This is a genomic window from Paenibacillus sp. JJ1722 (assembly GCF_048282685.1).
In the GTDB taxonomy this organism is placed as follows: Bacteria; Bacillota; Bacilli; order Paenibacillales; family Paenibacillaceae; genus Paenibacillus; species Paenibacillus polymyxa_B.
The window spans coordinates 2,067,975-2,089,769 of sequence record NZ_CP182500.1; the positions used below are offsets into that span (position 1 = coordinate 2,067,975).

Genomic DNA, 21,795 nt, shown 5'->3' on the forward strand with positions numbered 1-21,795 from the left:
AATTTATGGGTCAAATCCTTGCATGGATACTGGAATACGGATATTTGGCAATGTTCGGTTTGCTTGCACTTGGAGTAGCGGGTATGCCGATACCCGACGAAGTGCTAATGATCGCCTTCGGCGGGCTCGTGTCTCAAGGGCACTACAACTTCATTGCTGCACTGGCAGTCACATTTTTCGGTAGTATGACGGGTATGATGCTTAGCTACACCCTGGGGCGTCTGCTGGGCAAACCACTTTTGCATCGATACGGAAAATGGGTGAGGCTTACGCCTTCTAGAATTGCCTCTTCTGAAAATTGGTTTGGGCGCTATGGTACCTGGGGAATCCTGTTCGGATATTTTGTCCCCGGCTTGAGACATGTATCCTCATATCTGGCAGGTACAACCCGTCTAGGCGTTTTTCGCTATATCAGTTATGCATCAGCAGGAGCTTTGCTGTGGTGCGGTACATTTTTGGGGATTGGACATGCGGTGGGCATGCATTGGGAGCAGGTGGCGAAGCTAATGGAGAAGGTGACGCATCGGATAGGGCTGGTCGTTATTCTTTTAATCGTTGTGGGAGGAATCACCGCATGGTTCTGGAACAAGCGTAAAAAAAATGTCACATGACCGCATGGAAAGCAGCTACAGCTTGAAAGCGGCGGGTGAAGTATGGTACTTTTACCGCATAGGAATGTCGTGGGAGGTCATGTAATGGAAGTATTAAAGAAACGAATTTTAAATGAAGGCGTGATTGCATCAGATCAGGTGCTGAAGCTGGATGGTTTGCTTAATCACCAGGTTGATCCAGAGCTGACAATGGCAATGGGACGAGAGTTCGCAGCACGTTTCCGGGAAGAGAAGATCACCAGAGTAGTGACCGTGGAGTCCTCAGGCATTGCCATCGGGTTTGCGACAGCATTGGAATTGGGTGTACCGTTGGTATTTGCTCGTCGTAAAAAGACCCTATTAGCTGATCCAGACGCGCTATGTGAACGCGTACCTTCGTTTACTAAAGGTATTGTTACGGATATTATGCTGTCTCGTCAATTTATTCACGAAGATGATCGTGTTCTGTTCATTGATGATATTATCGCTAATGGTGATGCGGCACGAGGCATGGTTAAAATCATTCAACGCTCCGGAGCGGAGTTGATTGGATTCGGTGTCGCGGTGGAAAAAAGCTTTCAGGCCGGAGCGAGAACCATCCGTGAGCAGGGTATTCGTGTAGAGTCATTGGTCAAAATTTCGTCGTTAGCTGACGGCAAGATTGAGTTTGCTGAATAGTAACAATTCAAAACTCCTGAGCCTTATTTCTAATAATAACCTTTGCATGAGCTTCAATTTCGCTTATAATATAGATAAGGTTTTGGAGAGGAGGCAGCAACATGGGGAAAGAACAATTGACCGAACAGTTTTTTCTGGAAAAACTGGCAGCGGCTAAAGTACACTTTGAGCGTGCCTTGGATTGTAAGCATACGGAATTCGACGATTTGTATCCCTATATGATTGAACATCCTCAGTTTTTTTGGTATAAACGCTATGTGGCCTGGTCTGAGTTGTTGACGTTGGTTAACCTATGCGAAGAATTGTCCTTCTCTTGGAAAGAAGAATTTACTGCTCACCAAGTGGAGTATGTAGATCAGCGAGTGTTGTCTGCACAAGTGCTGGACTTCTGGTACGAGAAGAACGATACAAAAGAACATGATCACAGTGTAAACCAGTCGGGATAATTTGTCGCTCTGTTGGCAATCCATATAAGTAGTAAGAGAGAAGAGACCTAAATGATTGTTTAGGTCTCTTTTTAAACTTTTTTCATGTATATAGAATCATGGTTGCTGTGTTAAAAAAGTGAATAAGGAGGGGACAAGGATGATTATGGACGAAGAATTGGATGCTTATCGACTCTCCGGTGAAAAGGTGCGTGTCGTACGCGATGGATTGGAGTCCAACGATGTTGTTGGCATTGTACTGGCATGGGATGATGAACAGGTGCTTATTCGCCGCCAGAATCGACGTGTGGTCAAGTTGGATCGCAGTTATACATACCAGCCGTTCGGCGAGCCGCGTCACAATCCGATAGATCTGGGTTAGGAAGGGGTTCCAAATGGGTGTTGGATAAAAATAACTGAGCGATTCATTAGGCATACAGAAACTCTAAATCGGACACAGTAATGAAGGGAAATCCAACAGAGAGGACGTGCTGTGTCAATGACGGTTATGGACGAAAAAGTACATGCATACAAGGATCAAATCAGCCATTTGGAAGATCAGTTGCCCGAGGTAGTTCATGCATATCATCGCTTTACCGGAGAGTGCTTTCAAGCCGGCAGCTTAGATGAGAAAACCAAGCAACTGATTGCGCTAGGCATTGGCTTATTTGCCAACAATGAAGTATGCACGTTTTATCACGTGGACGAGGCGCGGTCCAAAGGAGCCAGTGATCAGGAAATTATGGAGACCATTGCTGTGGCCGCAGCAGTAGGTGGAGGACATGCTCTAAGTCAAGGGGTTACGCGTGTACAGAAGGCGTTGCAATAAAGCAAATCATTAATAGATATGCTTATACTTCGTGATAGCGAATATAGATCGATTTTGATATATGATGGTTATGGAAAGGAGCTTCCGAGCACAGTTGGTGTCTGCGGAAGCTTCTTTCTTTTGCGTGTTTGTTGTGCGGGGACTATGCTCTTCTGCTTGCGGCAAAAGCAGCAGGGCGAGACGTTTTACGCTTATAGGCCAAAGAGGATGTAACCAAACTTCGTTCAACGATGCGTAGGGGTTTGGAAGTTGAATTGTTTGGTAATTCGGGGCGATGTTTCTCTAGTAAAGGAAGGGCGGCTGTATGAGGCATGGAGGTCGAGAGCCCCAGATATGCTCGCATCCGCTCATACATTTCTTTACGGAATGCTGGCATAGCCATATTGAACTGCTCTTTATTTCCTTTACTTATATAGGTGGCGTGAACGCCGGAGTGGTTTTGTTGTATGTCTAGAACATGAATGTGATATTTATTAAATTCATGCTTTATTTCAGATAGCAGGATTCCGGTACGATCTACACCTGCGTTAACCATTTCGACATAAAGATCAGGGGTTTTCAGCATACCGCTTTCTTCAAGAATTAGGCTGTCCCGCTCAAATACTTTTTGAATAAAGGTAAGGAGCAGATAACTTTTCACAAGAGACCATTCATGCTGAGTAGTATCTAAAGAAGTCATTACCATTCACCGCCTTAGGAAAATGTGATGATAATTCATAACCGATTGAAAAAAAAAGAACCTTCGTTCCCGAGAACTTATGTTCTTATTTTAGTTTATTATTCCTTTTTTATCAAGGGGAAATTAACAAACATAAAAGGTTTGACATCTTGATATGAGCATGGTATGATCTATCTTGTCGCTAAGAAAGATAGATCTTTCGAGGTATATGACAACATATATGCGGTCGTGGCGGAATTGGCAGACGCGCACGGTTCAGGTCCGTGTGGGCTAACCCCCGTGGAGGTTCGAGTCCTCTCGACCGCATCATCTTATAATATACAGGTTCGTGAATTGCTTTTGTAGCAGTTTGCGGACCTTTTTGTATGCTTAAAAGATTTAAGTTGTACCCAAGACCTGTGTCGAAGAAATCTCTCCGAAGCTATGAGAACAGGATAATAAGTCTACTGTTGGAATGACCTTATAAGCGCATTCCGGTGGATTTTTTCCCATTTCTATTATGAAGTCGATATTTTCACCTCTTCTATCTCTTTCTTTCCAGCCTTGCCATGCTTGATCTTATTTCAGTTCAATCTACTCAATATGCTTACCAATGGCTGTCGAAATTTTCCTAATTGAATCTACTAAATACGAGACTTTTGGAGGCACTCAAAAAATAACAAATAAAACAACTGCCGCTCGTAAGATGTAGCGGCAGTTGTTTAGAATTAACTACATGGAATTAACTGTATCAAAACTCAACATCTCTTTTTTTCTTGGAGCGCGCCCCTGCCAAACGGACAACTAGCGAAGCTACCACCAAAATTGCAGTTACTCCCACAAGGATAACAAAAAAGGATTGATCAAAAGCAGAACGGCCCGCATCTTTCAGTGCTTCTGCAGCCTGGGCAGGCAAACCCTCTGCAGCTATGAGCGCTTCATCCAGGCTGTCTTTCACATTCGCTGGAACGTGGAGTCCCGTAGGGACTTTCATAGCTAGGGAATACGCAAGAGTTGACATGCTTCCGATGATAGCAATCCCTGATGCTCCCCCCATTTCATAGGCAACTTCTTCAATCGATGCAGCCATGCCTGCTTTGTGTGCCGGGGCATAGTTCATAATGGAGTGAGATGCTGCTGTCATACCTGCTCCCAAACCCACACCAAGTAAAGCCAATCCAAGAATCTGCCCGGCCATGCCTGAATTAAATTGCGTGAGATAGATGCCCATTCCCAGACCGGCAATCAGAAGAGAGAAGCTTTTAATACGGATAACGTCATAGCGATGCAATATGGACCCGGTTAAGGGGCCAGCAATGAGAGATGCAATCGGTATGCTGATCGTGTACAGTCCTGCTTGGAGAGGCGACAGACCTTCCACCAGTTGAAGACGCTGAGTTACAATATATTGAATCCCCATCTGTGTAAATGCACCCACCAAGGCCGTTATAAATCCGGTGCTGAACCTTGTAATTTTAAATAAAGTAAGATCAATAAGAGGGCTAGCGCTTTTATTTTGACGACGGATAAAGATGATAAGTGCCAAGACGCCGATAACCGCACCTATTACGGCCAATATTGGAGACCCGTCACGACGGGCAAACTCTTTGATGGAATAGATGAGTCCCACCATGGCGATCATGATTTGGATGGAGCCGGTAAGATCCCATTTTTTCTCTTTATTGCCCGCATGTTTTGGAACATAAATCAGAGTTAATGCAAAAGCAATGATCGCAATCGGCAAATTAATCAAAAATACAGAACCCCACCAAAAATGCTCTAAAAGAAGCCCGCCGACGATAGGACCTAGTCCTGCTCCTCCTGCAGAAACGGAGCCCCAAATGCCGATCGCGAATCCACGCTCGCGTTCATCTGTAAATGTAACCCTAATGATTGACAAGGTAGCGGGCATCATCATAGACGCTCCGACTGCAAGAAGAACCCGAGACGCCACCAATACAAAGGGCACGGGGGAAAAGGCGGCAGTAAGCGAAGCAGCAGCAAATACAAGCAACCCGAGGGTAAAGATTTTTTTATAACCCAAGCGGTCCCCAAGCGTTCCCATTGCTGGCAGCAGACCCGCCATAACGAGCGAGTAGCCATTGAGAATCCATAATTTTTCTGACGCTGATGCACCGAGGTCATGGGTTAAGCTCGGCAATGCGGTATACAGGATGGTCATATCCATCACAATAAGCAAAAGAGCGCTTGATACGATAGCCAGAACCAACCAGCGTTTGAATTTAGACATGTTGTTCCTCCGTGAATATAAATTTAAGTTATTACAATTTAAAACCTTAATCTATAGGGTTACCCTATAGTCAAGTGCTAATTCTCGGGATAAAATAGACATACTAAACTTCTAAAACATAACGGAGGAATGAGTTATGTCAAAAAGTCACAGCCCATACTTTACTACCAGTGAGCTGGCCAAGACTTGCGGAGTCACCAAACATACCCTGTTCCATTATGATGAGATCGGGCTCTTGAAACCAGAATTCACAAACTCAAAAGGCTATCGTTTTTACTCCATTCAGCAATGCTACGCGCTTGATATTATTAATGTGCTAAAGAAGGCGGGAAGCTCACTACAGGAAATCAAGGAATTTATTGAGAATCAGAATACGCCTCTGCTCATAGAGCTATTCAAACAGAAACTGCATGACCTTGAAGTGGAACGGATTAGAATAAAACGGATGCAAAGCCTATTGAAAGATGCCATTGAAATGACGGAGCAAGCCAAGGGAGAGTTACACGATGGACCGTCGATAGAAGAATGTGAAGAGGAATATTTCATTGCCACACAACTGGAACAGGGTGATGGTGATAAGGAGTTTGCTCACAAATTAAGTGAACATCGAGATTATTGCGAAAATCACTTTACTGATTATGAGTTTCCGATCTGGACCATTTTATCCAAGGATCGGTTTGAGTCAGGGGATTATTATTCCGATTATATTGCCAATAAGCTAAAGGCTCCGACTGTGGGAGAGAGAATAGTTACCAAACCCAAAGGCCTCTATGCTGTCTTAAATCACAGAGGATCATATGAAACAATGTCTGAAGCGTACTCCGTTATAAAAGAGTATATAGCGAGTAAAGGGATGACTGTGTGCGGGAGTGCGTACGCAGTGGATTTGCTCAACTATTTCGCAGAAAAAAATCCAGACGACTATGTAATACGGATATCGGTTGAGGTTTGTAAAGGGAGAAAATTTCTTTTATAAGGTTATCTTTTAAGATATGATAAAAAATAACGCACTTTATGATTGAAGCTATTGAAAGGTTGGATGAAATATGGAGAAAGCAACTTTTGCAGGTGGATGCTTCTGGTGTATGGTGACTCCGTTTGAGGAGCAGCCGGGCATTCATGGCATTGTGTCAGGATACACTGGAGGAACGATTCCTGATCCGACCTACGAGCAGGTTAAAACAGGAACTACAGGTCACTACGAGGTGGTGCAGATTACTTTTGAGCCTGAGCTGTTTCCTTATGAAAAGCTGCTCGAATTATATTGGCCGCAAACAGATCCTACCGACGGGGAAGGTCAATTCCAGGACCGGGGTACACAGTATAAACCCGCAATTTTTTATCATACAGAGCAGCAACGTGAGCTTGCGCAACAGTCCAAGGAGCAGTTGGTACAAAGTGGACGTTTTGATAAGCCAATTGTAACGGAGATTCTTCCTGCTTCTATTTTTTATCCGGCAGAGGATTATCATCAGGATTACCACAAGAAAAACGTGAAGCACTATAAGGAAGATCGGGCCCAATCAGGCCGTGATGAATTTATTGATAAGAACTGGTAAGCGGCTTTAATATACGTTTCTACGCACGATAAGGCAGATCAGGGAGTATTCCATGGATCTGCCTTATACATATTTAGACGAGGTTACTCACACAATGAAGGGACAGAGAAGGAGGCTGACCCGCAATGAGTACACGACGGAAGCTACACATGAGAAACATAATAAAAAAGGCTTTAAAGGCATCTCGCGGCCGGAAAGAGCCAGCTTATGTACCTGTTTTCCATTCAAGCTCTAAAATACGGAGAACCGTAGTACTCTGTATTTCGGTATGCATGTTATTCATGGTCTGTAGTACTGGTGTTGCAAAAGCATTAGACAAACAGGACGTGCCGCAAAAGATGGTTGCCGTCATTATCGACGATCTGGGAAATAATATGAAAGGGACTGAGCAAATTTTAAATTTACCCGTTAAGATTACCGTTGCTGTGATGCCTTTCCTGCCTACAACCAAGCAGGACGCTATGGAAGCGCATAAGCGTGGTCATGATGTCATCGTCCATCTTCCAATGGAACCAAAGCAGGGAAAGCCCGAATGGCTTGGACCCGGAGCAATTAAGGCAAATATGACGGATGAAGAAGTACGCGCTAAGGTGACAGCAGCCATAAAGGATGTTCCTTATGCGATAGGAATGAACAACCACATGGGTTCCAAGGTCACTTCGGATAAACGCATTATGTCTATTGTTCTTGATGTTTGTAAGGAGCATGGACTATTTTTTGTCGACAGCCGTACTAATTATTGGTCAGTGGTACCTGAACTTGCCGCTAAAAAGGGAATGCCACCGGTACGCAATGATGTTTTCCTGGATGATGTCCATACACTCGCTCATGTGAATCGGCAACTTACAAAAGTGGTTGAGTGGCTGGACGAGCACGATACATGCGTAACGATTGGGCACGTTGGCGTGTCTGGCATGTATACATCCTCGGCTCTTCATTCATCGGTTCCCAAGCTAAAGGAGCACGCCAAATTTGTGGGTATTAGCGATTTGGTGCGTGCTGTATGGGGATGGACTGGAGACCCAGCCACCAACACTACCATGCCGTCAGATGCGCAATAATGCCTTCGGCAACAGCTTCAGCAATGCTTTTTTGACCGCGATCCCCGGAAAGCATGGCTCTGTCCTGTTCGTTACTGATAAATCCGGTTTCCACAATTACAGCGGGATGCTGGATTTTATTCAGAAGATAAAAGGGTTTTCCGTACACTGTTTCTCTATTCATGCAAAATAAGCGGTTTAATGAATGCTGAATCCGTTCAGCCAACAGATAGCTGCTGCCTTCATCCTGATACAGCACAATGGGTCCACGTTTTTCGGTACGTTTGGTCCAATTGACATGCAGGCTTACAACCAAAGCGGTGGGCAGTTGTTCTGTTAGACTTTTACGTTGAGCCAGGTCTTTAAGGTGCCGGGATTTGGACTGCAACCAACGGTTATCGTCACTCAGTGCGTAGTCCTTGTCCCGATTCAGGACAGCAGGGTAACCCTGGGAGCGTAAGATCAAGTACAGCTTTTGAGCAATGGCGAGATTGATATCTTTTTCCAAAAGCCCTTTGTGACTTGTTCCACCATCCACACCGCCATGGCCTACATCAATCAGGACAACGGGCTTGGCAAAAGCGTGATAGGACGAATGTACGTTGGATGGACCCTCTGTATACTTGTTCGGTTCGCTACTTTTCTCGTTGGGCTGAGCAGCTAGATAGGTAAATGGGGCAAATACAGCACTGCAAAGGATGCATAGACTCAACCCCAGCCCTTTCAGCCATATCTTGTTTAACTTTTTTTTTCGCACGTTCTATTCCTCCAGTGGACGAATTGATTGTTTACTGAAAAACCATGCATAACAGACATCAAACCTAAAGCAACGTAGCTGCCTTCAAACATAACAATTAGCCTTGAGGTAACTGTTATGTTGAAGATAGTATGTTCCATTTAAGGGAAACCATGCATAGTTATTCCCACAGGGGTTAGACCTTTTGGAAAATGAGCAAGCTAGTTGTATCTGCACCTAACGTGTAAATCCGATATTTCCAAGCAATGTGAATGGACATGATAGGGGCAGAATAGAGGAGGTCATGGAGGATGGCGAAGAGTGACGAACTGGTGACGTATATTACGCAGCGAATTGTTCGCTATATGGAAACGCCGCGTGATGTTCGACGCAGTCAAAAACAAGCCAGAGAGCCGTGGGTGAGCAAATGGTTTGGCATGTTGCCTCTGGCTCTGAAAATGTGGATGAAATCCACACGCAGAGAACGAAGAGAGCGACATTAAACTCGCCAAAGAGACCACAAGAGGCATAGGGATGCCATTTGAGGTCTCTTTTTGTGTTGTAGGGATCATTCCGAATCATTTTGCGTGTTTCTTAATAACTAAGAGTCCAAACGAAAAAATTCACCAGCTGACAATAACTGTTTTAATGGTACAAATCGGGACAGTCCATGATGGTAGGTTAACGCATATAAATTGGGTTGGGACGGATGATCTGGGGATATCCAGGACTGATACCCACTAATGGATAAGGGACCTCCAAAGGCAAAATTGATACCTGTGGCAGAAAATATAATACGCGGTGAAATACTCAGTGTATCCATAAATTGGGCTGTGTTACGGACAGAAAGTTTTTGCTTGGGTTGAAGCCAACCCAGATCGTCATAGGGATCAAAAGGAGCAGACGAGACCGTAACCGCTTGCGCCTTTGTTTTCAAAAAGGGTACAGATAAAGAGAATGCGTTGTTCTGGAGCTTATGTTTCCAACTCCCATCTGCCACTTCTACAGGTAACGGATCGCCAGTCACAGCATCAATACATATTTCGCTGCCTGTAGAGGAACGCACCAGCCAGTAGGCTAGTAGCGGTTCCTCATACATAGGTGTGATTTGCAGCTTGTCGATAGATGAAAGGTCAGTATCTGTGAGCGACACCAGGGATTGACGAAGTACAGCCATACTATAAGGCCCGCCCGGACCATTCCCGTATTCGTTGAGTTGATATGCGCCATTGGAGTCTGAGCCGATAATCAGGTAGCCGATGTATTCTCCCGCACGGTTTACTTGAACAAGCCAACTATGGGTTCCAGGTCCGAGCGGATGATAGCTAAGCTCAGCATCTTTCCACGAGGCAAAAGGGGGCTGCGATGATAGGGATTGTACCGTGTTGTCCGCAGTCTGTTTTACGTCTGCGGGCACGCCTTGCTCCTCAGTAGGAAAACTTGCTGAAACGTCACCTGGGGAAGGGGGAATAGGACTCGTGGAATTCAATGGAGGAACCCACGAGCTTTCGTTGTAGAGAGACACCGAGTTTAAATTGTTGCCTTGTGCGGCTGAGGGAGCCGCATGAATGGAAGTGAACGGACAGACTGCGGACAGGCCGATCAGAACAGCTGCGATCATACCTATGCTATAGTGCCCGGAATGACTCTTATTCAATGTAATCCACCTTTCTGTCGGCTTGATTGCCCGACGGAGGCATTCTTTTTTATCCAGCATACAGCCTGTCCGATAAAAAGACTGCTGCACCTTGTCGGCATAAATGTCGTATCCAGGTTCGCTTTTTGCTGTCGATACATAGGAGACATGTTTAACCAAACTTGTGGTTACAGCAGCGGAAACTGATGTAGGCTGAAGCAAGATGTTACAAGCTGACGATACCTCTGCAACTTTCCTGCGAAGGAGCGAGAGATATCGGTTACCGCAGATGAAATATCCCGCAGTTAATGGCGGATACGAGTACCTTTGGCTCATATTGCCATACCATTTCTTTACGGCGGGCTTGATGCTGCTCTGAAATGGCTTCTTTTTTATCCTCTTCCTCTTTCTGCTCTTTGATTAGATCATCGTAGTAGTGGTCAATAACCTCCAATTCCTCGCGCAATCGTTCCTTCGCCTGCTCAGCCCAACCATAATCTTGCTGACGGAGTTGTTCAGTGATGTAGCTTTCAAGCGAGGTGGAAGCTTCAGGGACAGATAGCTTGGCAGGCTGTACATGCATATTGCCCGCCAGCAGCGGGCTGAGCTGCCGGGTTTCGAGCATGGCGCCAAAATCGGTTACAATGGTGCCGCTTTTGAGCGAAATACCTAGCCACTGAAGTTCCTCACGCTTCAAATCGCAGGCGAATTCAATCTTATAGCAAATGCTGAGCCAAGCTTCATAGACTACGGGAGAGCGGGCAGACAGCTGACGGGCATCAGGCTGCTCAAACAAATAAACATATTTCCCTCCATCTCGTGCGGCTTCAAAAATTTGATGCAGCCGACGGCTTCCATATCGAAGCTCCTCCTGCAAAATACGTCCAGGTCCCAATTGTGGTAACGTCGGTACATGACCGAAGTAACGCCCCATGACCTGATCCTGTGCTGCGTTGCCTGATGCTGGAGTTGGTGGCGTATGATCCGCTAAACGTTCCTGTTCTGTGCGATAGGCTTCCCCATCAAAGATGAAAGTGAAGGACATCGTCTGCGCTGGAACGCCAGTACGCTCTACGTATCCCCAATAGTAGGGGCGGTTTGTTAAGGCTTTATCCGCTTCTGGAGAAAGCTTGACGGTTACATGGTGGGGCGACCTCTCGATGACACTACATCCGGTAGCTTCCAGATAGGTGTGGACAAAGCGCTGGACTTGCTGTGCATTCATGGTCAAACTAGCGACCTCCCTTCACACTGCGTCGAGCTTTGCCTGGAGGAACCGTATTGCCTGCTAAGCCTAATAAATTCTCGGTGTTTGGCTGGTCTGTGCCCAGTTGTTCCATTTCCTGTTTGATGGAATCCAGCGAGTGACCCAGATTTTGCATTTTTTTGCGAATTTCATCATCGCTACTGGATTCAAGCATAATTTTATACAAACTTTTTTCAATGGATTCTTTCTTCTCAAACTTCTCCAGAATAACGTCCAATCCGCCAATGACCATCTCAAACATATTTATCTTTTCATGCAGCAGATGCAGGATATGCTCCTCAATCGTTCCAGTTGTGGACAAGTTAAAAATATTAACATCATGCGTCTGTCCAAGTCGATGTACCCGTCCGATCCGCTGCTCCACGCGCATGGGATTCCACGGTAAATCGAAGTTAATCATATGGTGACAAAATTGCAGGTTAATGCCTTCACCACCCGCTTCGGTGGCAATCATGACCTGAATGCGCCCACGGAACAGATCCATCATCCAATCCTTGCGTCCACGGTTCATGCCGCCTCGGTAAGGAACAGCAGATAGGCCACGGTCACGGAAATAGTTCAGCAAATACTCCTGTGTGGCTCGGTATTCTGTAAAAATGATCACTTTTTCGTTCATCTGACGGATAAGCTCAAGCGCTTTTTCTGCTTTGGAATTGGCCTTGATCGCTTTAATGTGTGCAACCAAATCCCAGACACGATCGCGTAGAGGAGAGTCTGGGGCCATCTTTTTGGATAAATTGACCAGCGTCACGAACACAGCGTCCCGGCTGCTGCACACTTCCCGTTGAAGGGTGACGAGAGACAGCATGCTACTTAAATTTCCGCCATTCGCCTGGTATTGCTCTTTGACAAAAGAGGTCACCCCATCGTACAGCGCTTGCTCTTCCGGCGAAAGTTCCAAGTGAATGTTGGAAACATTTCGTTTGGTGAATTGAACCGGGCCTTCTCCGCGACGATTGCGGATCATGACTTTAGACAGCTCATCCTTGAGCTGATCTTCATTTTTAGGCAGACGTTTATCTACAACAAAGTTGGCTGAAAAATCGCCATGTCTTCCCAATTGACCGGGCTTGAGCAGTGTAATCAGGTTAAACAGCTCAGACAGATCGTTTTGTACAGGTGTTGCTGTCAGGAGCAAACAATATTTTTTACGCAGCTTCATAATGAACTGGTAGTTGGATGTCTTTTTATTTTTCAGCTTATGAGCCTCGTCTATAATGAGCAGGTCATAATCGGTATCTAGCAGGATGTTACTATGGGGCTCCCGCTTGGCGGTATCCATAGAGGCCACGACGACCTCGGAAGACCAAGAATACGCTTTCTTCTGGGCAACAGCGGGAATACCGAATTTGCTGTTCAGCTCACGCACCCATTGTAGGACCAGGGATGCGGGTACAAGAATAAGCACTTTGGAAGCCAGCCCGCGAACCAGATATTCTTTTAGGATCATTCCAGCTTCGATCGTTTTGCCTAGGCCGACTTCATCGGCAAGAATGGCACGTCCGGACATTTGAAACAGTACCTTCCGAGCGGTATCCAGCTGATGGGGTAGTGGAGTGAGGTCTTGCAAATGCTGTAGACATTGAAGCTCATCGAAGCTCGGCACCAGCTTGGCTTTTTCAGCCTCAATGGCCAGCTGATACAGATTCCAATCTCCCCAAGGGCCACCTTTGCGTAGGCGTTGGTCCAGCTCATCCTGCCAGCTTCGATCAAATTGCACCGGAACAGGCAGTGGCGCTTGATTGTGTATATGCGGGGAACTTGTCGATTTGGCTTTCATGATGATTCCCTCCCTCCTGGTAGTAGCACAGTTGAAGCTCTTGGTTCTGTCACATATGTGGCATCTATTTAGCACAGATCGTAGATGTAGTATGGACGGAAAAAGATATCTTCATAACAGGAGGGATGAAATCCTTTAGCTGCCTTCCATTAACTTTTGGAGTTTACTTTCCGTAGAGGTTTGCGCATTGGGGGTGTAAATGCTACAACGGAGATCAACACTGCCTTGTACCTGAAGAGAAGTCAGGTCAAATAGCATTTTGCCAGCCTTGGCATGACGAAATTCAATGAGCACCTCCGGTGCGGAGCTTACTTCACTCTGATTCCAAAGCTCGTTAAACTCTGGGTAGGCCTGGCTCATATTTTGTATAAATTGTGCATACCAGGGGTCTGTCACGTATTGCCCGTAATAAGCGCGGAAAATAGCAAGGAATCCCTTTACAAAGTGTTCCCAATTCACGGCTAGACTTTTAAACTCCTTTTTGGTGAATAGCAGTTCAATCATATTGCGTTGCTCATGGGGTAGCTCGGCAAAATCCATAAAAACATGAGCAGCAGCGGCGTTCCAGCCGACAATATGACAGCGCCGATCTGAAATAATAGCAGGGCAGTAGTGTAGCTCTTGTACGATCTTTTGCAGAGAGGGGGAAATGACGGCTTGCTCTGCAGGAGCAGGAAGGCTGTGAGACCCGGCCTCGATCGCCAAATCATACAAATATTTGCGCTCGTCTGTGTTCAACTGCAATGCGGCAGCAATAGCATCCAACACAGAGGCGGACACCTTAATATCTCGTCCTTGCTCCAGCCAGGTATACCAAGTCGTACTGACACCTGCCAGCTGAGCGACTTCTTCTCTGCGCAAGCCTGGTGTTCTGCGACGTGATCCTTGGGGGAGACCGACCATATGTGGGTGTAGGCGGGCTCTTTTTGTTTTTAGAAAAACAGACAGTGCTTCCAGACGTGCTTCCGTTTTCATAGGTATTTTCTCTCCATTCAATGGGTATATCCGAAGTGAGCAAATAAGGCGTTTACTATAGTAGTGTTCATTATACCAGGATAAACAAACACTTGTAATAGGATAAGACGAGGGTAAAATGAGGATTATAAGTAAGTCACCGAGCAGGAGGAATGAATAGCTTATGCAAAGAGTAGTGATAACAGGTATGGGTGTCGTTTCCCCACTGGGTAATGAAGTGGACACGTTGTGGAAGAATTTGCTGGAAGGCAATTCAGGTATACGTAAAATTGATACATTCGATGTGTCCGATTTGAAAGCACAAATTGCTGGACTGGTACAGGATTTTGATGCAGAAAAACAATGGGGACGTAAAGATGCTAGACGAATGGATCGGTTTACTCAGTTTGCATTATATGCGGCAGAGCAAGCACTCAAGGATTCCGGTCTGGAACTGGATCACACCGATTTGGAGCGTGTCGGTGTTTATGTGGGATCGGGAGTCGGCGGTTTGGATACGTTGGTGGACAATGTAGATGTGCTGCTACATCGTGGACCGGGTAGAGTTAGCCCAACGCTGGTACCTATGATGATCTCGAATATGGCTGCTGCTCAAATTAGTATCGCGTTTGGAGCGATGGGACCTACGCTTTCACCCGTGACGGCTTGCTCTATTGGGAATACAGCAATTGGAGAGGCGTTTCGGACGATTCGTACAGGAGATGCAGATGTCATTTTTGCCGGTGGGGCTGAAGCGGCGGTGACTAGATTGGCCTTGGCGAGTTTCGCTAATGCGACTGCCTTGTCCACACGTAACGAGGAGCCTTCTATAGCAAGTCGACCTTTTGATCAGAATCGGGACGGCTTTGTCATGAGCGAAGGTGCAGGTATTCTGGTACTGGAGTCACTGGAACACGCTATCCGACGTGGTGCGGAAATCTATGGTGAGGTCATCGGTTATGGAGCCAGTTCGGATGCTTATCACATGGTTGCACCGCATCCCGAAGGAACTGGAGCTTACTTGGCGATGAAAGCGGCCCTTCGTTCGGCTCACATCTCCCCTGAGGAAGTGGACGTGATTAGCGCCCACGCGACGAGTACGTCTGTCGGGGATGTCGCTGAGACCCTTGCAATCCACAAGCTTTTTGGTGATTATGCCTATCAGATTCCGGTTACTGCGAATAAGTCCATGCTGGGTCATATGCTGGGGGCTGCGGGCGGTGTTGAAGCGATTGCACTTGTGCAAAGCCTGCGAGAAGGTATCATTCCGCCAACCATGCATCTAGATAATCCAGACCCTGCTTGCGATCTGGATTATGTGTCTCACGAAGCGCGCAAGGTTCCACTAAATATTGGGCTATCTAATTCTTTCGGCTTCGGTGGTCATAATGCGGTTATTGTGCTGAAGCGCTACGAGTCATAATTTGTAAGGAGTTATTGAAACCTCAGGCATTCTATCCGGCTGGATAGAGCACCTGAGGTTATTTTAATCGAAGAATAACAGATTCATTTTAGATAAAAGATAGAGTAAGATGAAGGAAAACATTTGGAGGGACGGGAAACCATGATTTTAATCAGGAATATACAACCAGCAGACGCTGAAGCGTATTGGAATTTGAGACTGGAAGCCCTGCAAATGAACCCTGAAGCTTTTGGAACCTCCTATGAGGAAGCTGCACGAGTTCCATTATCTGATGTGGTGAAGCAGATACAAAATAAACGAGATCATTACATACTTGGTGCATTTACAAAGGATCATCAGCTGGCTGGTATGACTGGGTTTAGAAGAGAACAAAAAATAAAAACGCAGCATAAAGGAACGATTTGGGGAGTTTATGTACCATCGACCTACCGAGGTCAGGGGATCGCTAAAAAACTTTTATTGGAAGTCATCAGCCAAGGTAGAAAATTGGAAGGTTTGAAGCAAATTAACCTGAGTGTGGTAACTACCAATCAAGCTGCTGTTAAGCTGTATAGGAAGTTGGGATTTGAAACCTATGGTATAGAAAAGAATGCTTTAGAATATCACGGACAGGAATATAATGAGGAACTCATGGCTTATTTTTACTAAGGGTGAAAGGTTTTGAAAAAATGAAAATTGACCGATTGCTTTCTATCGTCATTTTGCTGCTAAAGAAAAATAGAGTACAAGCGAAGGAACTGGCTGATTTATATGAGGTTTCGATCCGGACGATCTATAGAGATATTGAAGCGATTAGTATGGCAGGTATTCCGGTGGTGACTTATCAGGGAGCCAATGGGGGAATCGGTCTGATGGAAGGATACCGTTTGGATCGCAGTATGCTGACGGATAACGATGTCAAGGACATTGTGATGGGGCTGCAGAGTTTGTCCTCGACGTTGGGCAGCCCAAATGTGTCGCGGTTACTTCATAAATTTGAAAATATCATACCGGAGTCCGGGAAAGAGCGATTTAGTGTCCGTACCACACAGTTTATCGTCGATCATTCGGGATGGGGAAATCAAGCTGCACAGGAAGGCAAATTGAAAAAGGTGAAAGAAGCAATGAGCCAAGCGCGTACTGTCGCTTTTACCTATCGAAATGCGGAAGGAGCCATAACGGAACGGAATGTTGAACCGCATACGCTCGTTCTGAAAGGACAACAATGGTTTGTATATGCGTATTGTCCCGATAGGGAGCAGTTTCGTCTATTCAAACTCTCCCGCATGAGTGACCCTGTGGTTACAGAGACAGTTTTTGCTCGCAGGGACCTTTCTTATGAAGTGCTGCCGTGGAATGAGGGACGGATGGAGGCATCCAGAGCCGTACAACCATTTACGCTACAATTTAACCGTAATTCAAGGCATTTGGCGGAGGACTGGTTTGGCGTAGAAGCATTGACCGAGCAGGAGGAAGGGATCTATACGGTTTCGGTCCCGTTTCCTGAGGATGCATGGGCGTACGGATTTATTTTAAGCCTGGGACCGGATGTGGTTGTCAAGGAACCAACCCATTTGCGAGACAAGATTCATAAGATGGCGCTGAGTATTGCGTCTAATTATGAAGAAGTTCGGGAATCATCTTAGATTAAGTAAAACAAACCTGACCCATAGTTGTCAGGTTTGTTTCGTTATACTGGTGGCATACCTGATATCAGTTAGCGAAAGGGGATTTACGAGGATGGATAAAGCTTGTCAAAGTTGCGGGATGCCGTTGGAGCATGAGGACCAATATGGAACGGATGCACAACATCATAAAACGGATGAGTATTGCAAGTATTGTTACAAGGAAGGCGAATTTGTACAGCCTGAATTGACTATGGAGGGAATGATTCAGCAGTCTGTGCCTTTCCTGGTAGAGAAGGGGATGCAGGAAGAAGAAGCGACTTCGATGCTGCGTAATTACCTGCCGTTTTTGAAACGATGGCGGTCCTCAGAGGATACGGGGCTTACACTGGATGGACCCATTCGGGAAGAATATCGAGGTGAGATCCGTTTGATTGGGTTGAAAGCACGTACAAGTAATCAGAATGAACAAACATCTCACGGGATCATTCCAAGCATGTGGGAACGTTTTTGGAGTGAGGACGTGCCTGGTCGGATAAAGGAAAAAGCAGGACATGCTTCTGTCTATGGTTGCTATACTGACTATGAAAATGGAGCTTTGGGCGAGTATACATTTTTTATCGGGAAGGAAGCGGCTGTTGATTTCCAGACTCCTGATGATCTTGAAGAACTTGTCATTCCGGCTGCACGCTACGCCATTTTTCAGGCAACTCAGGAACCCTCTTCTGTCTTCCGTGTATGGCAGACGATCTGGGAGTGGGCTGCCACGGGACAAGGGGAGCGGACATACACAGGTGATTTTGAAGTGTACGGCAGTCCTGATGAACCTGTTTTGATTTATATTGCAATCAAGTGATGATTTTGTTGTGACAGAAGAGAACCGCCGGTCATTGTCGTGGACCCGGCGGTTTTTCTGATTCAATCAATAGCAGTCTCCCCATCAAGTTGAACGTCGAGTTACAGCCCAAAAGATGAGAGCCAGAGCACTGACACCAGCTCCTAATAGACACACCCCGTTCCATCCGGCATAGATGTACATATGAGTGGAAGCAATGGCCCCGGTGGCGCTACCGATGGAATAAAATATCATGTAGCCTGCAGTAAGTCGGCTCCGTGCCTCAGGGCGAACATTGAAAATCAGGCTTTGGTTGGTGACATGTACAGCCTGTACGGCCAAATCCAAAAGTATTACGCCAAGAACTAAAGCGAACAGAGAATGCTCGGTGTAGCGGATAGGTAACCAGGATAGCAGCAATACAACTAGTGCGATACCCGTCGTCCGTTGTCCCAAGCCCTGATCGGCAAGACGCCCTGCTCGTGCTGCTGCTAATGCCCCGGCGACTCCAGCCAGGCCAAAGGCTCCGATGGCTGTATGTGAAAGAGATAGAGGCGGGGCACTGAGAGGTAACACAAGCGAAGTCCACAATATGCTGAACGCCGTAAAAATGAGCAGCGCAAGGACAGCACGAATACGCAGAATTCGTTCTTGCACGAACAGTACGATAACCGAGCGGAGCAGTTGCGGATAGGAAAGTGTCACACTTGTGGGTTCGTTCTTTGGCAACACCCGCAACAGAGCTACAGCCATAAACAGCGTAAGTATAGCAGAAACAAGGTAAACTGAACGCCAGCCTGCCAGATCAGTTAATACACCGGCCACGGTTCGTGCCAGCAGAATGCCGATAACGACTCCACTGGTCACCAGACCTACGATACGCCCACGTTCAGTCGGATTAGCCAAGGTAGAGGCGAAAGCCACGAGTGTTTGAGTGACTACAGCCAGCAGTCCAATCATTGCCATTCCCATAAGCAGTATTGTACGGGTAGGAGCAAAGCTAACCACGATTAGTGCCAGCACGGATAGCAGCATTTGCCCTGTAATCAGTCGTCGTCGATTCAAAAGATCGCCAAGCGGGACGAGCAGCAATAATCCCAACGCATAACAAATTTGCGTGATGGTAATGACCATGCCTACCGATGAGTGCGTAATGCCAAATTCGTTTGCCAGCGCATCCAGCAATGGCTGTGCATAGTAAATGTTAGCGACAGCCAGCCCGCAGGCTATGGCAAACAAGAGTGCCACAGATCGGGACAAGGAGGGAATGGGGGCTGTTTCGGCAGCATTTGCTACCGTTTGATGAGGGAGGAGTACCGCTTTTTCTTCTGACGTCTTCATTTTCACATACCACGTCGCTTTCTGTAATTTACATACCGTTGAGTATAATATACCGATTGGTATGTAATGAATTTAGGTCAATATAACTCGTGCATATATAAAATGTCAAGATTTTATCATGTACATATTTGACAGTTTCTTTTCCTGATCATACAATCTTAATATACTGAACGATATGAAAAGAAGGAGCTGCTTATGGTTCGACCACGGGAATTTGATGAAGATCAAGCGTTGAATGCAGCGATGCAAATTTTTTGGGAAAAAGGATTCGAGGCTACATCTTTAAGCGATTTAACCTCCAAAATGGGAATTCAGCGCCCTAGCATTTACGCTGCTTTTGGAGACAAGAAGCAATTATTCGAAGCCGCGCTGCGCAAATATACGCAATCCCACGCTGCTTATGTACGCTCTAGACTACAAAGCAATTCTTCTGTAAAAGAAGCGTTTTACAATTTTTTTGGAGGAATCGTGGCAGAAGAGTACGAGGATGGGCCTAATAGGGGATGCTTTTGTATCAATACGATGGTAGAATTAGCCCCTCATGATGAAAGATTTGAAATTTTAACCAGAGAACATCAGATGTATCTTTCTGCCGTCTTTCAGGAAACCCTTGAGCGCGGTATACGATCAGGAGAGCTGGAGGCTAGCATGGACGCACGAGCTCTGGCCCATACGATGGTCTCTTTGTTAATCGGGATTACCGTGATGATGAAATCACGTCCAGCGCGCTCTTTTGTAGATCAGGCGGTTGCGACTTTACTTATATTACTGGATGGAAAATAGAGATGAAGGGAAGAAGCAGGGATGCCACAGATAAAGGCTGTTCAAACCCCGATTGGAGCATTGTATGGACGAGATGCGATCTATTTGGACCATGTGCATATGAATTATTCGAAGAAGGAGCTAGTTTTGAAGGGAGAGATTAATGGGGGGCTGGCAGCGGAAGCAACAGATGGTTTTGTGCCCTACGAACTGATATTCACAGAAGTCTACTACTTCAACATGATTGAACTGGACGTTGCTTTGCACCTGTCTGATCGGGAATATACGCAGGGCAGCAGCTTTGATGAGCTTACAGATACGCCGTTATTGGCTACAATAGCAAGTGCACGGGGGAAAAATCTAAAGCACCTTATGCTGAAAACCTATGACGATATAGTAGAAATTGCCTGTGGAGACTATAAGATGACTATATAAACGGTTGATTTTTAGAAGAGGAGCAGGATCAATGGATACCCAAATTGAACTATTAAACGTGACTGTATGCTGAATATGTTATTCATACTGTCGGTCCTGTGTGGAATGGTGGCGACCATCGGGAAGAGGAGCTATTGGCGAAATGCTACCATAATGCACTCCAATTAGCTTTAGAACTGAATGCACGAAGCATTGCCTTTCCGAATATCAGCTGAATGAGAGAATACATGCGTGGAAATTAGGGGGGGATCATGAATGCATGAGGAGCAAAACCAGGAACATTGGCCGGTGTGGGCTACGGAGCCTGTAAAAATAGTGAATGCTGATCCTGCCTGGTCAGAGCAGGGCTTAAAGGTCATTCACCAGTTGCGGGAGTTATTACTGCCGTTTAAGGTGACGGAAATCGAACATATAGGAAGCACGGCAATTCCCAATCTTTCCGCTAAGCCCATTATTGATATTATGGCAAAATTAGAATCTTGGGATCAACTGGAACAGGTCGTATCTGCTTTACAACCAGCAGGCTGGAACTATGTTCCACCTGAATTGGACGGTCGGGAATGGAGAAGATTTTTGGTTAAAGTGGAACAGGATCAAAGAAAGGGACATCTGCATCTCATGCTTAAATCTGATGAGCATTGGGATCAGCAGCTATTGTTTCGGAATCGACTTCGTGAACAGCCTGAGCTGATTCAGCAATATGATGTATTAAAAAGACGGCTGGCGATGGAAAATCAGCATGATCGTGAAGCATACACGGAGGCCAAGACTGATTTTGTGCAAAATGTTCTGAATACCGGACATCCTAAAGATTAGGACGACCGGACTCCTGGATACTTTCCGACCAAGCGCCGAAATCTCCGACATTTGTGATTGCCGTGTAGGGGAATGGCCGGAAGGCTTGCCAGCACACCAGAAAAAGCTTATTCAGAAGCTGCTAAAGTAACTTTCATCCAGTACTCATGTTTATTTCATGATAGGAAAAATCGTAT

The 21,795-nt window shown here is 46.0% G+C and carries 24 protein-coding genes, 1 tRNA gene and 1 pseudogene; 18 read left to right on the top strand and 8 right to left on the bottom strand.

Translation table 11 applies throughout. The features are described 5' to 3' along the window. The first annotated feature begins 5 nt into the window (after positions 1-5). The 5 genes from ACM1ND_RS09375 (at position 6) to ACM1ND_RS09395 (ending at position 2,522) form a co-directional block, all read left to right on the top strand. A complete protein-coding gene (locus tag ACM1ND_RS09375; RefSeq protein WP_023988042.1) occupies positions 6-611 on the top strand; it encodes a DedA family protein in 606 nt (201 codons plus the stop codon). Between the two features lie 84 nt (positions 612-695). After that, positions 696-1,268, top strand: a complete 573-nt coding sequence (locus ACM1ND_RS09380) for a xanthine phosphoribosyltransferase (RefSeq protein WP_023988043.1) — start codon at positions 696-698, stop codon at positions 1,266-1,268. A gap of 101 nt (positions 1,269-1,369) precedes the next feature. Beyond that, a complete protein-coding gene (locus ACM1ND_RS09385; protein WP_007429850.1) occupies positions 1,370-1,714 on the top strand; it encodes a hypothetical protein in 345 nt (114 codons plus the stop codon). Positions 1,715-1,853: 139 nt separating this feature from the next. Further along, on the top strand, positions 1,854-2,075 hold the full coding sequence (locus ACM1ND_RS09390; protein ID WP_023988044.1) for a hypothetical protein: 222 nt from the start codon (positions 1,854-1,856) through the stop codon (positions 2,073-2,075). Positions 2,076-2,192: 117 nt separating this feature from the next. After that, a complete protein-coding gene (locus tag ACM1ND_RS09395) occupies positions 2,193-2,522 on the top strand; it encodes a carboxymuconolactone decarboxylase family protein (RefSeq protein ID WP_013309744.1) in 330 nt (109 codons plus the stop codon). 142 nt (positions 2,523-2,664) lie between these two features. Here the strand turns inward: ACM1ND_RS09395 and ACM1ND_RS09400 are convergent, their stop codons facing one another. After that, on the bottom strand, positions 2,665-3,201 hold the full coding sequence (locus ACM1ND_RS09400) for a hypothetical protein (RefSeq protein ID WP_023988046.1): 537 nt from the start codon (positions 3,199-3,201) through the stop codon (positions 2,665-2,667). Between the two features lie 222 nt (positions 3,202-3,423). Between ACM1ND_RS09400 and ACM1ND_RS09405 the strand changes: the two genes are divergently transcribed. Next, positions 3,424-3,507 (top strand) — tRNA-Leu (locus tag ACM1ND_RS09405). Positions 3,508-3,931: 424 nt separating this feature from the next. Here ACM1ND_RS09405 and ACM1ND_RS09410 read toward each other — a convergent pair. After that, complete coding sequence (locus ACM1ND_RS09410; RefSeq protein WP_023988047.1) at positions 3,932-5,431, bottom strand: MFS transporter; 1,500 nt, start codon at positions 5,429-5,431, stop codon at positions 3,932-3,934. A gap of 136 nt (positions 5,432-5,567) precedes the next feature. Between ACM1ND_RS09410 and ACM1ND_RS09415 the strand changes: the two genes are divergently transcribed. The 3 genes from ACM1ND_RS09415 (at position 5,568) to ACM1ND_RS09425 (ending at position 8,051) form a co-directional block, all read left to right on the top strand. Beyond that, positions 5,568-6,407, top strand: coding sequence for a MerR family transcriptional regulator (locus ACM1ND_RS09415; protein WP_053325172.1), 840 nt, complete (start codon positions 5,568-5,570; stop codon positions 6,405-6,407). 70 nt (positions 6,408-6,477) lie between these two features. Then, positions 6,478-6,990, top strand: a complete 513-nt coding sequence (msrA, locus tag ACM1ND_RS09420; RefSeq protein WP_028542807.1) for a peptide-methionine (S)-S-oxide reductase MsrA — start codon at positions 6,478-6,480, stop codon at positions 6,988-6,990. A gap of 125 nt (positions 6,991-7,115) precedes the next feature. Beyond that, positions 7,116-8,051, top strand: coding sequence for a divergent polysaccharide deacetylase family protein (locus ACM1ND_RS09425; protein WP_053325173.1), 936 nt, complete (start codon positions 7,116-7,118; stop codon positions 8,049-8,051). Here ACM1ND_RS09425 and ACM1ND_RS09430 read toward each other — a convergent pair. Next, positions 8,026-8,787 (bottom strand): N-acetylmuramoyl-L-alanine amidase, encoded by a 762-nt coding sequence (locus ACM1ND_RS09430; RefSeq protein ID WP_023988051.1) that lies wholly within the window; start codon positions 8,785-8,787, stop codon positions 8,026-8,028. The genes ACM1ND_RS09425 and ACM1ND_RS09430 overlap by 26 nt on opposite strands. Positions 8,788-9,077: 290 nt before the next feature. Between ACM1ND_RS09430 and ACM1ND_RS09435 the strand changes: the two genes are divergently transcribed. Next, positions 9,078-9,269, top strand: a complete 192-nt coding sequence (locus ACM1ND_RS09435) for a YqzE family protein (protein ID WP_023988052.1) — start codon at positions 9,078-9,080, stop codon at positions 9,267-9,269. Positions 9,270-9,367: 98 nt separating this feature from the next. On the opposite strand, the gene ACM1ND_RS09440 is transcribed toward ACM1ND_RS09435, so the two are convergent. From ACM1ND_RS09440 to ACM1ND_RS09455, 4 genes are all read right to left on the bottom strand, one after another. Continuing rightward, positions 9,368-10,624: a hypothetical protein gene (locus ACM1ND_RS09440; protein ID WP_418027617.1), complete on the bottom strand. Its 1,257-nt coding sequence runs from the start codon at positions 10,622-10,624 to the stop codon at positions 9,368-9,370. Between the two features lie 58 nt (positions 10,625-10,682). Then, positions 10,683-11,633: a YqhG family protein gene (locus ACM1ND_RS09445; RefSeq protein WP_053325174.1), complete on the bottom strand. Its 951-nt coding sequence runs from the start codon at positions 11,631-11,633 to the stop codon at positions 10,683-10,685. A gap of 1 nt (position 11,634) precedes the next feature. Then, positions 11,635-13,449: a DEAD/DEAH box helicase gene (locus ACM1ND_RS09450; protein WP_071558925.1), complete on the bottom strand. Its 1,815-nt coding sequence runs from the start codon at positions 13,447-13,449 to the stop codon at positions 11,635-11,637. 135 nt (positions 13,450-13,584) lie between these two features. Beyond that, positions 13,585-14,424 (bottom strand): helix-turn-helix transcriptional regulator, encoded by an 840-nt coding sequence (locus ACM1ND_RS09455; protein WP_023988057.1) that lies wholly within the window; start codon positions 14,422-14,424, stop codon positions 13,585-13,587. Between the two features lie 163 nt (positions 14,425-14,587). On the opposite strand from ACM1ND_RS09455, the gene fabF reads away from it, so the two are divergent. From fabF to ACM1ND_RS09475, 4 genes are all read left to right on the top strand, one after another. After that, positions 14,588-15,826, top strand: coding sequence for a beta-ketoacyl-ACP synthase II (gene fabF / locus ACM1ND_RS09460; protein WP_071558924.1), 1,239 nt, complete (start codon positions 14,588-14,590; stop codon positions 15,824-15,826). Positions 15,827-15,967: 141 nt separating this feature from the next. Then, the gene (locus ACM1ND_RS09465; protein WP_071558923.1) at positions 15,968-16,474 is read left to right on the top strand and encodes a GNAT family N-acetyltransferase; all 507 of its coding nucleotides are present in this window, start codon (positions 15,968-15,970) and stop codon (positions 16,472-16,474) included. Positions 16,475-16,494: 20 nt separating this feature from the next. Beyond that, entirely contained in the window at positions 16,495-17,451 is a 957-nt protein-coding gene (locus tag ACM1ND_RS09470; protein ID WP_071559648.1) for a helix-turn-helix transcriptional regulator, read from the top strand. A 94-nt stretch (positions 17,452-17,545) separates the two neighbouring features. After that, positions 17,546-18,286, top strand: coding sequence for a zinc ribbon domain-containing protein (locus ACM1ND_RS09475; RefSeq protein WP_069080855.1), 741 nt, complete (start codon positions 17,546-17,548; stop codon positions 18,284-18,286). An 84-nt stretch (positions 18,287-18,370) separates the two neighbouring features. On the opposite strand, the gene ACM1ND_RS09480 is transcribed toward ACM1ND_RS09475, so the two are convergent. Then, on the bottom strand, positions 18,371-19,606 hold the full coding sequence (locus ACM1ND_RS09480) for an MFS transporter (protein WP_069080864.1): 1,236 nt from the start codon (positions 19,604-19,606) through the stop codon (positions 18,371-18,373). Positions 19,607-19,801: 195 nt separating this feature from the next. On the opposite strand from ACM1ND_RS09480, the gene ACM1ND_RS09485 reads away from it, so the two are divergent. The 4 genes and pseudogenes from ACM1ND_RS09485 (at position 19,802) to ACM1ND_RS09500 (ending at position 21,619) form a co-directional block, all read left to right on the top strand. Then, entirely contained in the window at positions 19,802-20,389 is a 588-nt protein-coding gene (locus ACM1ND_RS09485) for a TetR/AcrR family transcriptional regulator (protein ID WP_023988063.1), read from the top strand. 21 nt (positions 20,390-20,410) lie between these two features. After that, entirely contained in the window at positions 20,411-20,803 is a 393-nt protein-coding gene (locus ACM1ND_RS09490) for a hypothetical protein (protein WP_023988064.1), read from the top strand. A 62-nt stretch (positions 20,804-20,865) separates the two neighbouring features. Continuing rightward, positions 20,866-21,015: pseudogene (locus tag ACM1ND_RS09495) on the top strand (macro domain-containing protein); the annotation flags it as partial. A 43-nt stretch (positions 21,016-21,058) separates the two neighbouring features. Further along, positions 21,059-21,619 (top strand): GrpB family protein, encoded by a 561-nt coding sequence (locus tag ACM1ND_RS09500; RefSeq protein ID WP_023988065.1) that lies wholly within the window; start codon positions 21,059-21,061, stop codon positions 21,617-21,619. The last annotated feature ends 176 nt before the right edge of the window (positions 21,620-21,795 follow it).

Bases quoted from the DNA above. Each gene is read 5' to 3' on its own strand.
- ACM1ND_RS09375 (WP_023988042.1), top strand. From the start codon at position 6: ATGGGTCAAATCCTTGCATGGATACTGGAATACGGATATTTGGCAATG.
- ACM1ND_RS09380 (WP_023988043.1), top strand. From the start codon at position 696: ATGGAAGTATTAAAGAAACGAATTTTAAATGAAGGCGTGATTGCATCA.
- ACM1ND_RS09385 (WP_007429850.1), top strand. From the start codon at position 1,370: ATGGGGAAAGAACAATTGACCGAACAGTTTTTTCTGGAAAAACTGGCA.
- ACM1ND_RS09390 (WP_023988044.1), top strand. From the start codon at position 1,854: ATGATTATGGACGAAGAATTGGATGCTTATCGACTCTCCGGTGAAAAG.
- ACM1ND_RS09395 (WP_013309744.1), top strand. From the start codon at position 2,193: ATGACGGTTATGGACGAAAAAGTACATGCATACAAGGATCAAATCAGC.
- ACM1ND_RS09400 (WP_023988046.1), bottom strand. From the start codon at position 3,201: ATGACTTCTTTAGATACTACTCAGCATGAATGGTCTCTTGTGAAAAGT.
- ACM1ND_RS09410 (WP_023988047.1), bottom strand. From the start codon at position 5,431: ATGTCTAAATTCAAACGCTGGTTGGTTCTGGCTATCGTATCAAGCGCT.
- ACM1ND_RS09415 (WP_053325172.1), top strand. From the start codon at position 5,568: ATGTCAAAAAGTCACAGCCCATACTTTACTACCAGTGAGCTGGCCAAG.
- msrA (WP_028542807.1), top strand. From the start codon at position 6,478: ATGGAGAAAGCAACTTTTGCAGGTGGATGCTTCTGGTGTATGGTGACT.
- ACM1ND_RS09425 (WP_053325173.1), top strand. From the start codon at position 7,116: ATGAGTACACGACGGAAGCTACACATGAGAAACATAATAAAAAAGGCT.
- ACM1ND_RS09435 (WP_023988052.1), top strand. From the start codon at position 9,078: ATGGCGAAGAGTGACGAACTGGTGACGTATATTACGCAGCGAATTGTT.
- ACM1ND_RS09450 (WP_071558925.1), bottom strand. From the start codon at position 13,449: ATGAAAGCCAAATCGACAAGTTCCCCGCATATACACAATCAAGCGCCA.
- ACM1ND_RS09455 (WP_023988057.1), bottom strand. From the start codon at position 14,424: ATGAAAACGGAAGCACGTCTGGAAGCACTGTCTGTTTTTCTAAAAACA.
- fabF (WP_071558924.1), top strand. From the start codon at position 14,588: ATGCAAAGAGTAGTGATAACAGGTATGGGTGTCGTTTCCCCACTGGGT.
- ACM1ND_RS09465 (WP_071558923.1), top strand. From the start codon at position 15,968: ATGATTTTAATCAGGAATATACAACCAGCAGACGCTGAAGCGTATTGG.
- ACM1ND_RS09470 (WP_071559648.1), top strand. From the start codon at position 16,495: ATGAAAATTGACCGATTGCTTTCTATCGTCATTTTGCTGCTAAAGAAA.
- ACM1ND_RS09475 (WP_069080855.1), top strand. From the start codon at position 17,546: ATGGATAAAGCTTGTCAAAGTTGCGGGATGCCGTTGGAGCATGAGGAC.
- ACM1ND_RS09480 (WP_069080864.1), bottom strand. From the start codon at position 19,606: ATGAAGACGTCAGAAGAAAAAGCGGTACTCCTCCCTCATCAAACGGTA.
- ACM1ND_RS09485 (WP_023988063.1), top strand. From the start codon at position 19,802: ATGGTTCGACCACGGGAATTTGATGAAGATCAAGCGTTGAATGCAGCG.
- ACM1ND_RS09490 (WP_023988064.1), top strand. From the start codon at position 20,411: ATGCCACAGATAAAGGCTGTTCAAACCCCGATTGGAGCATTGTATGGA.
- ACM1ND_RS09500 (WP_023988065.1), top strand. From the start codon at position 21,059: ATGCATGAGGAGCAAAACCAGGAACATTGGCCGGTGTGGGCTACGGAG.